The organism is Bradyrhizobium sp. MI1.4, assembly GCF_055811315.1.
Map to the genome: position 1 here is coordinate 209,854 of NZ_JBVVPP010000007.1, position 12,845 is coordinate 222,698.

General features: G+C 53.8%; 20 protein-coding genes. 11 read left to right on the top strand and 9 right to left on the bottom strand.

The genetic code is table 11. The features are described 5' to 3' along the window. Window positions 1-126: 126 nt before the first annotated feature. From AC0L23_RS11295 to AC0L23_RS11305, 3 genes are all read left to right on the top strand, one after another. Window positions 127-309 (top strand): hypothetical protein, encoded by a 183-nt coding sequence (locus AC0L23_RS11295; protein ID WP_473356941.1) that lies wholly within the window; start codon window positions 127-129, stop codon window positions 307-309. After that, entirely contained in the window at window positions 291-521 is a 231-nt protein-coding gene (locus AC0L23_RS11300; RefSeq protein WP_473356942.1) for a hypothetical protein, read from the top strand. Before AC0L23_RS11295 ends, AC0L23_RS11300 begins: the two co-directional genes overlap by 19 nt. Before the next feature lie 219 nt (window positions 522-740). Beyond that, window positions 741-902 (top strand): hypothetical protein, encoded by a 162-nt coding sequence (locus AC0L23_RS11305; RefSeq protein WP_473356943.1) that lies wholly within the window; start codon window positions 741-743, stop codon window positions 900-902. Window positions 903-933: 31 nt separating this feature from the next. On the opposite strand, the gene AC0L23_RS11310 is transcribed toward AC0L23_RS11305, so the two are convergent. The 9 genes from AC0L23_RS11310 to AC0L23_RS11350 are packed head-to-tail and all read right to left on the bottom strand — an operon-like array spanning window position 934 to window position 5,765. Continuing rightward, on the bottom strand, window positions 934-1,251 hold the full coding sequence (locus tag AC0L23_RS11310) for a hypothetical protein (RefSeq protein WP_473356944.1): 318 nt from the start codon (window positions 1,249-1,251) through the stop codon (window positions 934-936). Next, window positions 1,214-1,609: a hypothetical protein gene (locus tag AC0L23_RS11315; protein WP_473356945.1), complete on the bottom strand. Its 396-nt coding sequence runs from the start codon at window positions 1,607-1,609 to the stop codon at window positions 1,214-1,216. Before AC0L23_RS11315 ends, AC0L23_RS11310 begins: the two co-directional genes overlap by 38 nt. After that, the gene (locus AC0L23_RS11320) at window positions 1,602-2,117 is read right to left on the bottom strand and encodes a hypothetical protein (RefSeq protein ID WP_473356946.1); all 516 of its coding nucleotides are present in this window, start codon (window positions 2,115-2,117) and stop codon (window positions 1,602-1,604) included. The genes AC0L23_RS11315 and AC0L23_RS11320 overlap by 8 nt, the downstream gene beginning before the upstream one ends. Next, window positions 2,108-2,536 carry a hypothetical protein gene (locus AC0L23_RS11325; RefSeq protein WP_473356947.1) on the bottom strand — a complete coding sequence of 143 codons (429 nt, stop codon included), beginning with the start codon at window positions 2,534-2,536 and terminating at the stop codon, window positions 2,108-2,110. Before AC0L23_RS11325 ends, AC0L23_RS11320 begins: the two co-directional genes overlap by 10 nt. After that, window positions 2,533-2,733: a hypothetical protein gene (locus tag AC0L23_RS11330; RefSeq protein ID WP_473356948.1), complete on the bottom strand. Its 201-nt coding sequence runs from the start codon at window positions 2,731-2,733 to the stop codon at window positions 2,533-2,535. The genes AC0L23_RS11325 and AC0L23_RS11330 overlap by 4 nt, the downstream gene beginning before the upstream one ends. Beyond that, entirely contained in the window at window positions 2,730-2,996 is a 267-nt protein-coding gene (locus AC0L23_RS11335) for a hypothetical protein (RefSeq protein ID WP_473356949.1), read from the bottom strand. The genes AC0L23_RS11330 and AC0L23_RS11335 overlap by 4 nt, the downstream gene beginning before the upstream one ends. After that, window positions 2,996-4,636 (bottom strand): DEAD/DEAH box helicase, encoded by a 1,641-nt coding sequence (locus AC0L23_RS11340; RefSeq protein WP_473356950.1) that lies wholly within the window; start codon window positions 4,634-4,636, stop codon window positions 2,996-2,998. The genes AC0L23_RS11335 and AC0L23_RS11340 overlap by 1 nt, the downstream gene beginning before the upstream one ends. Beyond that, the gene (locus AC0L23_RS11345; protein WP_473356951.1) at window positions 4,633-5,052 is read right to left on the bottom strand and encodes a hypothetical protein; all 420 of its coding nucleotides are present in this window, start codon (window positions 5,050-5,052) and stop codon (window positions 4,633-4,635) included. The genes AC0L23_RS11340 and AC0L23_RS11345 overlap by 4 nt, the downstream gene beginning before the upstream one ends. Further along, window positions 5,049-5,765 (bottom strand): hypothetical protein, encoded by a 717-nt coding sequence (locus AC0L23_RS11350; RefSeq protein WP_473356952.1) that lies wholly within the window; start codon window positions 5,763-5,765, stop codon window positions 5,049-5,051. Before AC0L23_RS11350 ends, AC0L23_RS11345 begins: the two co-directional genes overlap by 4 nt. Window positions 5,766-5,806: 41 nt before the next feature. Between AC0L23_RS11350 and AC0L23_RS11355 the strand changes: the two genes are divergently transcribed. The 8 genes from AC0L23_RS11355 to AC0L23_RS11390 all read left to right on the top strand — a co-directional run bounded on the left by AC0L23_RS11355 (window position 5,807) and on the right by AC0L23_RS11390 (window position 12,746). Then, window positions 5,807-6,574 (top strand): hypothetical protein, encoded by a 768-nt coding sequence (locus tag AC0L23_RS11355; protein ID WP_473356953.1) that lies wholly within the window; start codon window positions 5,807-5,809, stop codon window positions 6,572-6,574. Window positions 6,575-6,679: 105 nt separating this feature from the next. Further along, window positions 6,680-7,768 carry a DUF2800 domain-containing protein gene (locus tag AC0L23_RS11360; RefSeq protein ID WP_473356954.1) on the top strand — a complete coding sequence of 363 codons (1,089 nt, stop codon included), beginning with the start codon at window positions 6,680-6,682 and terminating at the stop codon, window positions 7,766-7,768. Window positions 7,769-7,950: 182 nt separating this feature from the next. Further along, entirely contained in the window at window positions 7,951-8,931 is a 981-nt protein-coding gene (locus AC0L23_RS11365; RefSeq protein ID WP_473356955.1) for a hypothetical protein, read from the top strand. A 162-nt stretch (window positions 8,932-9,093) separates the two neighbouring features. Next, window positions 9,094-9,657 carry a hypothetical protein gene (locus AC0L23_RS11370; protein ID WP_473356956.1) on the top strand — a complete coding sequence of 188 codons (564 nt, stop codon included), beginning with the start codon at window positions 9,094-9,096 and terminating at the stop codon, window positions 9,655-9,657. Continuing rightward, a complete protein-coding gene (locus AC0L23_RS11375) occupies window positions 9,654-11,720 on the top strand; it encodes a hypothetical protein (RefSeq protein ID WP_473356957.1) in 2,067 nt (688 codons plus the stop codon). The genes AC0L23_RS11370 and AC0L23_RS11375 overlap by 4 nt, the downstream gene beginning before the upstream one ends. After that, window positions 11,717-11,977, top strand: a complete 261-nt coding sequence (locus AC0L23_RS11380) for a hypothetical protein (protein WP_473356958.1) — start codon at window positions 11,717-11,719, stop codon at window positions 11,975-11,977. Before AC0L23_RS11375 ends, AC0L23_RS11380 begins: the two co-directional genes overlap by 4 nt. Further along, the gene (locus AC0L23_RS11385) at window positions 11,974-12,558 is read left to right on the top strand and encodes a hypothetical protein (protein WP_473356959.1); all 585 of its coding nucleotides are present in this window, start codon (window positions 11,974-11,976) and stop codon (window positions 12,556-12,558) included. The genes AC0L23_RS11380 and AC0L23_RS11385 overlap by 4 nt, the downstream gene beginning before the upstream one ends. Next, window positions 12,555-12,746 carry a hypothetical protein gene (locus tag AC0L23_RS11390; RefSeq protein ID WP_473356960.1) on the top strand — a complete coding sequence of 64 codons (192 nt, stop codon included), beginning with the start codon at window positions 12,555-12,557 and terminating at the stop codon, window positions 12,744-12,746. Before AC0L23_RS11385 ends, AC0L23_RS11390 begins: the two co-directional genes overlap by 4 nt. Window positions 12,747-12,845 lie beyond the last annotated feature (99 nt).

The following is a 12,845-nucleotide window of genomic DNA, read 5'->3' on the forward strand; positions in this document are numbered from 1 at the left end:
GCCGATAGCCTCGAAATGATTGCGCGACGTTTGCGCCAAGAGGCGTCCGAACTTGAAAGCAGTTTGCTTTCACAACGCTTCGTCCAAGTCATCGGGCGAGCCAACCGCGCAGGATAAACCAAAGCCATGGTGAAGATCATAGATCGCGACGACCGCGTGATGATCTTCAACGGGAATAGAGTGCTTGGGTACGTTGAAGATGATCGATTGTATGGATTTGATCCGGACAATTACGCGGTAGAAATCTGCGCAATCGACAACCGTAACGAAATCGCAACAAGGTTCATGGAATGGCAGGCGCGACAATAGCCGACAGCATGCGAGACATGTTCGGCACACCAAAATATTGGAGGGACGGCGAAATCTATTTCGTCGAAAACGACTTCCTCAAGATGGCTTATGCCGTGACCGCCGATCGATCCAAAGTCGGCACGATCGGAATTGTGAACGATACTTTCGTTGAATTTATTAGCGAAGGCCAACGCGGTCTTTGGGACGCCGCATGCCAGCGCCCGAGCTAGAACTAGACGAACGATTTTTCGAGGTGATCGCACGCAACGAAACTTGCGTGTTGACCAAACATCGCACCACCGGAGCACTAGGAATTTGGAAACTCGAATGGAGGGATCGAGGGGACTACCCGCCCGGCTTTGAAAGCAACGCATGGGCTGCTTTTCTAAAGACTTGAAGGAACGGTAAGCGGGCGAACCGCAATCGCCTGAACTAACGGGGTACTACCCATGGCAAAGTTGATGAGTAAAGAACAATACCGGGAAGCGGGGCTATCGCACATAAAACACATGCGCGAACTGCTGAAAAAGCACGGCGACGACGCGAAATTAGAACTTCACGCTGATCACATGCGCGCGTTGCTCGCAGCAGCAGAACCATCAAGTAAGTGACCTAAAGGACCGGGGCGCGAATGCCCCGGCTTTATTCCAAGCCGCCAAGATACTTTTTGCGCTCGCTTGGCTTCATACCTTGCACGGCCGGATGGTCGGTTGCCAGCAATTGAACGATAACCTTGGCATTACCGGTTTGGATGGCGTAACGCGCCACGTCCAATTGCAACAGATCGCTACTCCCAAAATGATATAGAATTGCGCTGTGCGACAAGTCTAGTTCGCGGCCGATCGCGCGTGCCGTGGCGTAAGGCCATAGCCTCACCCCGGTTTCCAAAATTTGCTGTTTCACCTGATCTGAATGCGTCATTTCATAATTGCCGTATGATAGCGTGAATGGCTTTTTCATCAGTTACAAACCCTGCATATCCGCCAGCCTCACGCACAATAGCGTGAAACTTTGCCTGCGCGTTCGCGCGTTCATCGCTTGGCGATTGTTGCCAACCCGTTGGCTTGACTTCCAACGCTGTAAACACACCAAGCTTAACCCATGCATTAGCACTGGCTAACCACGCTGTCACCGGGGTTATTCCAATAAGATCGCTTGACTTTATTTCAGCGTTAAGCGCAGCACTATCGTTACCAAGGCCATAGCGAATCAATCGCCCGGTGTCATCGAAACACGCACCGCTATTGTTCCGCCACATAGGGCCGATCTTCGCGAACGCCAAGCGCGTCTTTTGTTGTACAACGGTTTCACTAGACATTGGTTAATGTTCCACCCGAGTAATAAGTGTGCAGAAGTGCACGCAATTTGCGCTCCGCGTCATCAAAGAACCAATTGAAGACGGGTATTTCCATACGCTCAGCAATCCGCAACGCTTGCCCCGTGCCACCCGTCGCTTTACCGTCTTTTGTCCAACAGCAAACGAAATTAACCGGTTGGTTAAGCGATGATCCAAGCATGATTGCCGAGTTGCGCGCGTGTAGCGCCCTCGCCCATTGCGAACACTTGTCCCACGCCGGATGAAACGACGCGGCATGTTCAACCCACTTGCACGCATCAGGGCCTTGCACGTCTGCGGCGTAGAAAATTTCCTTGTGACTGAGCGCAACACTATCGCAACCACGCTCAAACGCTTGATCAGCCCGCAATGCCCCGCCAGAACGCAGCATAAACCCTTGTGCAGCGAGGTACGCACCCCACAGGCGCATGCGTTCGCAAACGTCATCGGGCGTCCTACGTGATCCTATGCCTGCATAGATCATCGCCACACCGCTTTCACCATTCGACGTGAAGCCGTCTTGATCGAATACATCATCGTGCCGTAGTCACAGCAGACAACGCGACCGTTCAGCATCCCGAAGTTTTCAATCTTCAAATCGACAAGGAACGCAGGAAGCGACTTAGGCAAATCCCTTTGCCGCAACGGTTCAACCTTGTCCTGTATCAACACCGTTCCAGCGTTCGAAATGAAGACGCACGGGGCGAACCATTTTTGCATTTGCTTATCGCCCATAACGAACGACCAAATTTCGCTTTCGGCGACGTTCTGAAACGAACGCGCGGCACGCTCGATTTTCACGACCAAGCGCGAGTTGGGTTTGCAGTGATAGACCTTCCGCGCCGAACCTTCCGCTATCAGCGCACCACAAAGAACAGACTGCAACTCGCGTTCGTTGAACTTGCTCATTTGCTCGCCGCCTCAATCGCTCCGAAAGAAACGTCTTCAATGGTTGCATCGCGCCATCGTTGAACATCGATCGTGTCAACAACACCGCCGAAAAGCGCCGTTGTAAATCCGACTTCCTCAACTTGAAGCACAAGCAACGGCTTTTTGAACGCGCGTTGCAAAACTCGAAATCGGCGATTGCCTGACAACTTAATCATGCATTCCCCGCGACGCTGTTGCGCAACTCATCGACAACCTGCTTATTTCCGTTCTGAATATTTTCGATGACAACATTCATCGCTTTTTCCGACGTGACATAACGCTGATCTTGCAATGCGACGATCTTACCGACCATGTTTGCGGCAATTGCCAGCATTTCCAACGAAGTGAGTTTTCCCGCATGCTTTTCGAGAAGCGCGGTAATGTCTTGAAATGCGATTTCGTGTTCCGGCTTCGAACGAAACACACCAAACTTTGTCATCAAACCCACCCCTCAATTTGCGATGCCAACTTTTCCATTTCGACGCGCGGCAATGCTCGCGCACTGAGAACGTCAACACCCGTCGTCAAATAGAAGCGCCGATAGCTTTCCTGATCAACACGACCTAACGCGCGCTGATGCCCTGCCCAAACTGCTATGGCGTGATCCAAACGCTGTTGCATTTGAATGCGCTCGATTTGAGAGTTGATGGCACCCTTCCCCGCGAATTCGTTGCCCGTCGCAAATGAAACACGCCTGCCAACATCGGCCGGGCTTTCCAACTCCGCAGCCGCGCGCAACTCCGCAAGCTTCGCGCGATCCAACAGGATCAAATCACCATCGATCTTTTCGATGCTGCCGCGCCCTGTTGGCGTCACTTCCGGAGCATGACCGCAATGCGGGCAACACGGCTTGCATGCCTCATACGGACGGCTGCACTTCCGGCAAGCGGTCAAGGCGATTTCTTCCGGATCAGGCGCACGCTTGGCGCGCTTCTCTCGCCTATCCAGCGTCCAAAAACGCTTTCTGTCCGGGTATCCGTGGCGCTTATAGTTGCTGACCATATCTATGATCAGCCCGAAAAGCTTGCCGGGGAACGCTCGCAACGCTCGCCCCGCCTGTTGCAGATACACGGCAAGCGAAGCGGTTGGGCGTGCCATTATCACCACTTCGCAAGCGGGAACGTCGAAGCCCTCGCCGAACAAATCGACGTTGACCAAAACCCACAAACGACCATCGCGAAAGCGTTCAACGTAATCATCGCGCACATGGTCAGGCGTCTTTGCCGACACGGACGCGGCGGGAATTCCGACTTCGTTAAACCGCCTCGCCATGTCATTGGCGGTTTCAACGTCGGTAGCAAACACAATGGCGCGCTTGCCGAATGCGCGGCCAACGTATTCCTTGACGACATCGCCAACAATCCGCGATTTCTTAGATGCTTCCCGCATTTTCACAGGCGAGAAATCGCCGCTATCGGTAATAGCGTCGTCGCCAATTTCAAAATCACTTGCCGGAACGACAAGCTCATAATCCGTAATCGCGCCCAAATCCATCAGTTCGCGCGTGGATGGCCCGATAACCATGTCATCAAACACGCCATCGGCATGACGACCTAAGCCCATACCATCGGCGCGCGTAGGTGACGCGGTGACACCAAGCCCGTAAGCATTGGTGAACATTTCAACAGCACGGCCCCACTTATTGCCGCGTAATAGGTGATGGGCTTCGTCAACGGTCCAAAAATCTTGCTGTGCGGCCCAATCCTTCAAATCGTCTTGGCGGGCAAGCAACGTATCAACGCCTGCAACGCTGCAATTCGCGGATGGATTGATAAACGATCGGCCGAATTTGCTGCGATGCTTCGCGACGATCAGCGAAACAACATTCTGCGGCCCGATAATCCGATGCATGATGCCGCGTTCAGCGACATGCATAGACATCTGCCCCACCAACTCTTTGCGATGGGCAATTACAGTCTGTTGCGCACCGAGTTGGTTTTTATCCAGAACGATATCTGAAACGATGACAGACTTACCGCCGCCCGTTGGCAGCACAGCAAGCATGTTGCGGCGTCCGGAATTCCAGCCGTTGTATATTCCGCTCTTTAGCTGTGCTTGATCCGGACGGAGAACGATCACGCGCGCACCATCACCATGATAAGCCACGTACCATCAGATAGCGGCCCGGTAACTGCGGCATTGTCCCATGCCGGGTTATGCGTCATCTGATCGTTGCAACAACAAACAACGTGATCACCGCCGCCGCATTGGCAGAACAGCAGGTAATCAACATCAGGGTTGCCGTTCTTCATTGATGCGAAAATGTCTTGAAGTGATGCGCTTCCATCGAACAACATGATGAACGGGCGCAACCGATGTTCAAGCAACAGCCATGCGCGAAACTCGATTTGCGCCTGTTCGTCATCACCGTCGCGCAAGAAATGCGGAACGTCCGTTGTCTTGTCGATATCGAGGATGGACGCCACCGCCGCTCGCAAGCAATCGCCGTATGAGTTCGGCGGATCATGCTTGACGATGCAGTGATGCGGGATCACGCGCGCACCCAATCCGGAACGGTCGCGGGTTCGGCTGTCTCGCCTTCGTTGCCCGGAATAGGCATGAACATGCCGAACCAATCCGCGCTTTGGATATCGCGAAGAACTACGGGCTTGGTGATATCGATGAATTCGGGGAAACAGATACAGCCGGTTGGCGATGCCGTCGCGAGCGCTGCAATGGAATTCGCGTTCCAGTACATCGCGCCAGCCGAAGCGGTCGGGATTTCATCCGGTGCCCATTCCCGCCAAGTGTTGAAGTAGTTCTTTGCGGGAAGCTGCACCATCCCGTTTGCGGGGTACTGGTATCCGAACGTCGTCTTGATCGTGGTGTAGTTCAGGGCAGGATTTGCGACGATCACCAAAGATGAACCAAACGAGATTTCTTTCCGTGATTGCGCAATCAACACCGGATCAACCGCAATGGCCGTGCGTTCGTCCGGGCCTTCGCTTGCCCCTATTCTTTCGATCGCTACCAGCTTGCCGTTCGTTACCACGACGAATAATTCGTTCTTTTCGCGCTCGATATAGACCGATTTGAAGTATTTACGATCATCATCCGGGGCGAGCAGCATGGGAATTGCGGTCATTCTGGCATAAAGTTCGCATGAAATCTCGCAGTTCATCGATTTACCTCGCCGTTGGAAAAAACTTTCCAGCCGGTTAAATTCCATTTGACCGCGTTTGTCAATCGTGATTAAGTGTCTTTCCATCCATTTTCCATCTGGAAAGGCGACAATCCATGAAATTCACCTTGACGATCTCCGATGCGACCAAGGAAGAAATTACCGCGTTCCTTGGCGGATCATCTGTACTCGCCCTGAGCGTTCCCGCTGTTACGATCACAAACGGCCCCGCCGTCACCACGGGCGCAACGTCCTCTGTGCCGATGCCGCAGAATGGCGGCGCACCGAGCAACGATGACGAAGGCCCCGCGAACGCCAACGCGCCTAGCTTTGATGCTGCCGGTCTTACTTGGGACGATCGCATTCACTCCAAAAACAAGGCGATGAACGCGGACGGCACTTGGCGCAAGCGTCGCAACGTTGACGCAGGGCTTGTGGCGAACGTTGAGGCGGAATTGCGCCAGCGGATGCCGCAGATGCAGCCGCCCGTACAGCAGATGCAGCAGCCCGGCATGAACAACCCGCAGCCCGCGCCGCAGATGATGCAGCAGCCCGTCATGCAGCAGATGCCGAACCACGTCCCGCCGATGCCGGATCAGCAGCAGCCGCAGATGATGCAGCAGCCTGTTATGCAGCAACCCATGATGCAACAGCCCGTCATGCAGCAGCCCGGCCCGATGGATTTCAACGCGTTCATGACGCACTTGGCCGGGCAGATGGCGAAGCGCGACCCGAACGGCGCACCGCTGATCAACACCGATTATCTTGCCGGTGTCGCGCAACGGTTGTCGGTGCAGTTCGGGCGGCAATTCAACGCCATCACCGATATTGCCAATTTCCCCGACGTGATCGCCTTCGCTGTGAACCTGATCACCTTGGATGGCCGCTGGAATTAATCGAGTGCGGTTGTTGTCTCACGACCGTTTCGGACGGGCGGTCTCGATATCCGGTTTGACAACGTAATTAGTCCCGACTTTCCGCGCGACATTTTGAGGAAACGAATGCTTACAATCAACGCAGGCGACTTACCGCGTTTCATGGCTTGCAATGGTTCGGTCAGGATGCCGGTAGCGACACCGGCATCCGCGAGCGATACAGCCCAACGCGACGAAGGCACGGCAGCGCATTACATGGCAGCAGCCGTTTTCAACGGTCAACATTCGTTGGAAGAACTTATCGACCGCAAAGCGCCGAACGGCGTTTTCATGACTGCCGAAATGGCCCAACACGTTCAGGCGTATCTTGACGTGTGCGTTAGCCATCCGGGCGGCAAGATGGAAGTAGACACTTCGCACGATCGTTCACCCCATTGGGTTGTGAATGGTCGCGCGGATTTTGCCGCTCTTGGTCACAACTCCGGCGCGCTGATCGTTCTGGATTTCAAATACGGTTGGCGCATCGTTGAACCGGAAAACAATTGGACGCTGATCAGCCACGCGATCGGCCATTGCAGACAATCGCAATTCGCCCCGCCGTCATCGGTAACATTCGGAATATTCCAGCCGCGTCCATATCATCCGGACGGCACCTTGCGAACCGTGACGATTGCTTACGATGAATTGACGCGGTTGTTCGATCAACTGAACGGTACGCTTTCGAACCCTGCCGATACGCTCAACACGAACGGCAGTTGCGGAACGTGCCAAGCCAACGCAGTCTGCCCGGCCGCGCGCCGTGCTGAAATGAACGCAATCGACGCGTGCGATACTGTATTCACTGACACAATATCGAACGAATTGCTTTCGTTCTCACTCGACAATCTCAGCCGCGCGCAAGACATGATCAAGCAACGCCTTGCTGCGTTCGGTGAACTTGCAAAGCATCGCATCGCAGCCGGGCAAGTTGTCGAAAACTATTCGGTGAAAATGGGTCTAGGCAATTCCGTGTTCAAAGAAGGGCTAAACGCCCCGATGCTCAAATTGATCACCGGAATTGATATGACGGTTCAGAAGCTTTGTACGCCAGCCGAAGGAATACGACGCGGCGTATCGAAAGAAATCATGGAAACGCTTTCCACACGACCAACGACAGGCGTTCAGCTTGAACGCGTGAAGGCAAGCAAAAAAGCTGAAAGGTTGCTTGGTAAATGAAAGCCTTTGGCTACCGGGCATGAATTGGGAAAACCGTTCGTTGCGCGGTTGGCATTTGGATCATAAGCGCCCTTTAGCGTCATTCGACTTGACCGATCCTGAACAACTCAGGGCGGCTTGTCATTACACCAACCTGCAACCGTTGTGGTGGCGGGAAAACCTAGAGAAAGGTAACAGATATCATGCCGACTGAGGTCAAGACAGGTGTCGGAAGACTGGTTTGGGGAAATCCCGCAAAGGCGCAAGTCAAGAAGCAGCAGGAAGGCCCGCAGAAAGGCCAGCCCGTTTTGAAAGACGGGCAGCCCGTCAATCAGTGGGCATTCGGCATCGCCTTTCCGAAGGCCGAATTTCAGGCGACGATTTGGCCCGCAATGTCGCAGGAAGCGGCAAGCGGATACCCGAACGGGACGCCGCCGCGCTTTGCGTGGAAATATCAGGACGGCGACGGCATCGATAGCAACGGGCAACCGTTCAACAAGCGCGAAGGCTATGCCGGTTGCTACGTTCTGACGGTTTCGAGCGAAGCGTTTGCGCCGCCCATCTATAAATTCGAAAACGGCGCATATCGCCAGATGGAGCCGCACGAAATCAAGACCGGTGATTACGTCGCGGTTGCGTTGAAACTTGTTGTGAACGTGCCCGCGTCCAATTCGACGCACACACCATCGCTCTACATCAACCCCGTTGCGATCGAATTCGTTGGATACGGCAAGGAAATTCAGAACGGCCCCGATCCAATGTCGCTTTTCGGCGGTCAGCAACGCCAGTTGCCGCCCGGCGCGAGCCCCACGCCGATCGCACCGGCCAACGGCGTTTCGATGCCCGGCACCGGCCCGCAGATGCAGCCACAGCCGGGCCAGATGATGCAGCAGCCCGGTCAGATGCCCATGCAGCAGCCGCAGATGATGCAGCCCGGTCAGCAGCCGCAGATGATGCAGCCCGGTCAGCAGCCGCAGATGATGCAGCAGCCGGTTCAGCCCGCGCATGACTTCGTTCATAACGCGGGTCAGCAACCGATGATGCAGCCGAACGGCTACCCGAACCCCGGCCATCCGCAGAACGGTCAGCCGGGCCAGATGCAGCCCGCACCGCAGATGATGCAGCAGCCCGGTCAGATGCCCATGCATCAGCCGCAGCCGGGGATGATGCCCCCAAACCGCTAACGGTGCAGCGGGTTTGTAAAAAGTGCGGAGCGGCAGGAAACGAACCCTGCCGTTTCGGCCCGACTACACCGTTTAACGATTGCGTCCCTTTTGAAAGCGCCCGTGTGTTTGTTCGTCAATGACACACGGGCGCGATTATCGACATGAACGGCAAGCGATACGATGTTCAAGCAATGCAGTAAGTGCAATCAATGGAAATCCGTCGAAAATTACCACAAGAAGAGACGTGGAAAATTTGGCGTTGATGCTCGTTGTACTGCTTGCGCGCGCATCTATAAACAAAATCGCAGCAAGTTGCCAGAAGTCAAGGCAATGGAAGCAGCCCGGTATCAGAAAAAGTATTCTAATCCCGCATATCGCGCGAAAGCGCAATCAAAGATGTTGAAGAACTATTCGACCATAAACGGGCGAGCGAAAGCAATTCTGCGCACCGCTCGCAGATCGCTTGCATCACAGATCACACATTGCACTGTCACGCTTGAACACATTGTCAAAGGGATAGAAGCGGGAATTTGCCCCGCCACCGGAATTCGGTTTGAACTAAATAGTCAGACCGCGAGAAAAGCAAACCCTTACGCGCCTTCTCTCGACAGAGTAGATGCGTGTAAGGGCTACACGAACGAAAACACCCGCGTTGTCATTTGGCAATATAACATGGCGAAAGGTGAAATGACAGACGAGGAATTACTTGCGTTGTGCAAAGCGGTCGTTGAGCGCAACCCATGAACTTAGACAACGCGATAGTCTTCGATACGGAATGTTTCCCCAACGTGTTCACGTTGCAAGCGGAAATGCTGCACAAAGACGTTAAGAGCGTTTGGGAAATATCCGACTTCCGCGACGATCGCGCCCAACTCTTGGCGTGGTTCGAATATCTGCGCGCCAATCAAATCCCGATGATCGGCTTTTTCTCACTGCAATATGATTACCCGCTTATTCATTCGCTGATGATGAACCCACGCGCGACCAACGCTGAACTTTTCGCGAAGTCGCAAGCAATCATTTCATCGCAAAATCAAAACCGCTTCGAACATCAGATTTGGCAGCGCGACCGCTTCGCGCCGCAAATCGATCTGTTCAAGATCAACCATTTTGACAACAAGGCGAAGACGACAAGCCTGAAAGCGCTGCAAATCAATATGCGCTCGCAAACCGTCGTTGATATGCCGGTTGAAATTGGCAAGCATCTTACGCACAACGAAATCGGCGGTTTGCTTGTCCCCTACGGAATACATGACACGTCCGAAACCAAGCAATTCGCGCATCATTGCATGGATGCGATCAACTTCCGTATTGGTTTGCTCGATACGTTGAAGGGCGATATTCTCAACTTCAACGATACGAAGATTGGCGAGCAAATTCTAATCCAGCGCATCGGTGAAGACGTTTGCTTTGATCGCAAGGAAACCGGATACGGCAAGACCCCTCGCCAAACAATCCGATCGCGGATCGCGCTCAACGAAATCATTTTCCCATATATCCACTTCAACAATCCCGAATTCGCCCGCGTCCTAGCGTGGATGAAACAGCAGGTTTTGAAGCCGGAAGACTTGGTTACAGAAGACGAAGTTTATTTGGATGATCAGCCGACTGGCATTATTCAAACCAAAGGCGTGTTGAAAGGCGTCAAGGCGAACGTTGGCGGTTTAGATTTCCATTTCGGGACGGGCGGCATTCACGCCAGCGTCACGCCGCAACGGATCATCGCAACCGATGCATGGTGGATTGTTGACGTTGACGTTGAAGGCTACTATCCATCAGCAGCCGTCGCCAACGGCGTTGCGCCCGCGCATTTGGGCGATGCCTATGTGCGCGAGTACGGCAAGCTAAAACCCGAGCGCAAGGAATGGCAAAAGCGCAAGGGCAAGAAATGCGTTGAGGCGAACAGCCTAAAGCTTGCCGGTAACGGCGTGTACGGCAAGAGCAACAGCCCGTTTAGCTGTTTCTATGATCCGCAATACACAATGACAATCACGATCAACTGCCAACTGATGCTTTGCATGTTGGCGGAATGGCTGATCGCGGTCCCCACTCTGCAAATCATTCAAGCGAACACGGACGGCATTACCTACCGCATTCACCGCGATTATGAACCGCAAGCGATCGAAATCCGGAAACGTTGGGAAGCGTTCACGTGTTTGACGCTTGAAGACGTGCGCTATCATCGCATGTTCATCAGGGACGTAAACAATTACGTCGCCGAAGACTTGAAAGGCAAGCTGAAACAGAAAGGTGCTTATTGGCATCCTGACCCGCTCAATTACGCGCAAAGCATCAGCGAAAGCCAGCCGCCCGCGTGGCACAAAGACTTGGGTAATTGCGTAAGTATCATGGCCGCAGTCGCCGCGATGGTTCACGGCATCCCCCCGGAAGTCTTCATTCGCGCGCACACCAACAAGTTTGATTTCATGTTGCGCGCGAAGGTTGGCCGCTCCGATCGGCTGATGTTGGGTAACAGCGAGTTGCAGCGAACGTCGCGTTATTACGTCGCGAACAGCGGCGCGGGGTTACGCAAGATTAGCCCGCCTTCCCTGCCCGGCAACGCAACACACGGCGCATTCAAGAAAGCAAACGGCGTGAGTGAAGCCGACTATTTGCGCGTGATGAACGCGAACGGATGGCAGCATGATCCGACCGTTTGCACAAAGAACAAGAGCAAATATGAGGATCGCGTAACAGCGTTTGAAGCCGGTTGGCTTGTCGCGGAATGCAACAACGCGTCCGCGTTCGATTTCGCGAACGTAAATTATAAGTATTACATCGATGAAAGCAGGAAGCTAATCATATGAGCCAACAAGACAAACTCAATAGGTTGAACGAATTTGCTTTGACCGTCGCACAGGCAGCAATGAAAGCGGGCTTCGATCCGAAATGTTGCGGCGTAGTTTTGCCGTCCGATTACTGGCACGCCTCGCTTTCCGACATGATGCAATCTCGCGCGTTTGCGGACACCTATGTTCGTGAGAGCCGGGACGGCATGTTTCGCTTGTGTGACGTTGCATTCATCAACGATGTTCGTTTGCCGAACTGGAACAACCTGAAATGAATACACCTAAGCTAATCGGCCTTTGCGGGTTCAAAGGCGCGGGCAAGTCAACCGTTACCGCGTCCGCGATCTTCAACCCGGCAACTTCGTTTATCTCGCTGCCGATCTATCAAACGAATTTCGCCAAGCCAATTTATGACATGCTCGCCGCGATCGTGCCCGGTGATATCATGTACAACAAAGCGCGATGGGATGAACCATTGCGGGAATTGGACGGCAAGACCGTTCGCTTTGCTGCGGATACGCTAGGCGTCGAATGGGGACGCAACCGGATGGGGCGCAACATCTGGATTAATCAGATGCGTACCGAAATCAAGCGCAGCATGGAAACGGGCGCGCACGTCGTCGTTGACAATATCCGCTTTCTTGACGAATTCGACATGATGAAAGAGTTGGGCGCGCAAACAATTGCCTTCCATCGTCCTTCCCTTCGCTTCCAAGGCATCGCGCTACCGCCAACGGAAATGTATATTCCCGACATTCAACCACGTTGCGGTCATTCGATCGTGAACCGCGAAGGTCACTTTGCAGAAAGCACGCTTGAAATGCGAGCGTTATTGAAAAGGATCATTGAAGCATGAAAGTCGCAATCATCAAAATGCACGACCATAGCAAATGGCGTGCAATTGCGTTGCCGGAAGGCCAATCGGCAGACTTTGACGAAGGCCGGGCCGAACGTCGGTGGCTTTGGCCCTATCTTGGCACGGATTATCATTTACTCGAAATTGTTGAAGTCGAGACAGAACCGCCAATGGAAAAGCCCGGCTAGAGACCGGGCTTTCTTTTACCGCGCGAAGGGCCAGCGAAGGCCGGGAAGCGGGCCGCGATCATCGGGCGGCTGTTCCTTCTGCAAAGCGCTGGCGGGGCA

What these genes read in the sequence shown, in the direction of transcription:
- AC0L23_RS11360 (WP_473356954.1), top strand. Translation starts at nt 6,680, where the DNA reads ATGCTTACAATCAACGCAGGCGACTTACCGCGTTTCATGGCTTGCAAT.
- AC0L23_RS11385 (WP_473356959.1), top strand. Translation starts at nt 11,974, where the DNA reads ATGAATACACCTAAGCTAATCGGCCTTTGCGGGTTCAAAGGCGCGGGC.
- AC0L23_RS11300 (WP_473356942.1), top strand. Translation starts at nt 291, where the DNA reads ATGGCAGGCGCGACAATAGCCGACAGCATGCGAGACATGTTCGGCACA.
- AC0L23_RS11330 (WP_473356948.1), bottom strand. Translation starts at nt 2,733, where the DNA reads ATGATTAAGTTGTCAGGCAATCGCCGATTTCGAGTTTTGCAACGCGCG.
- AC0L23_RS11380 (WP_473356958.1), top strand. Translation starts at nt 11,717, where the DNA reads ATGAGCCAACAAGACAAACTCAATAGGTTGAACGAATTTGCTTTGACC.
- AC0L23_RS11335 (WP_473356949.1), bottom strand. Translation starts at nt 2,996, where the DNA reads ATGACAAAGTTTGGTGTGTTTCGTTCGAAGCCGGAACACGAAATCGCA.
- AC0L23_RS11390 (WP_473356960.1), top strand. Translation starts at nt 12,555, where the DNA reads ATGAAAGTCGCAATCATCAAAATGCACGACCATAGCAAATGGCGTGCA.
- AC0L23_RS11365 (WP_473356955.1), top strand. Translation starts at nt 7,951, where the DNA reads ATGCCGACTGAGGTCAAGACAGGTGTCGGAAGACTGGTTTGGGGAAAT.
- AC0L23_RS11295 (WP_473356941.1), top strand. Translation starts at nt 127, where the DNA reads ATGGTGAAGATCATAGATCGCGACGACCGCGTGATGATCTTCAACGGG.
- AC0L23_RS11325 (WP_473356947.1), bottom strand. Translation starts at nt 2,536, where the DNA reads ATGAGCAAGTTCAACGAACGCGAGTTGCAGTCTGTTCTTTGTGGTGCG.
- AC0L23_RS11310 (WP_473356944.1), bottom strand. Translation starts at nt 1,251, where the DNA reads ATGAAAAAGCCATTCACGCTATCATACGGCAATTATGAAATGACGCAT.
- AC0L23_RS11375 (WP_473356957.1), top strand. Translation starts at nt 9,654, where the DNA reads ATGAACTTAGACAACGCGATAGTCTTCGATACGGAATGTTTCCCCAAC.
- AC0L23_RS11350 (WP_473356952.1), bottom strand. Translation starts at nt 5,765, where the DNA reads ATGGAAAGACACTTAATCACGATTGACAAACGCGGTCAAATGGAATTT.
- AC0L23_RS11315 (WP_473356945.1), bottom strand. Translation starts at nt 1,609, where the DNA reads ATGTCTAGTGAAACCGTTGTACAACAAAAGACGCGCTTGGCGTTCGCG.
- AC0L23_RS11305 (WP_473356943.1), top strand. Translation starts at nt 741, where the DNA reads ATGGCAAAGTTGATGAGTAAAGAACAATACCGGGAAGCGGGGCTATCG.
- AC0L23_RS11370 (WP_473356956.1), top strand. Translation starts at nt 9,094, where the DNA reads ATGTTCAAGCAATGCAGTAAGTGCAATCAATGGAAATCCGTCGAAAAT.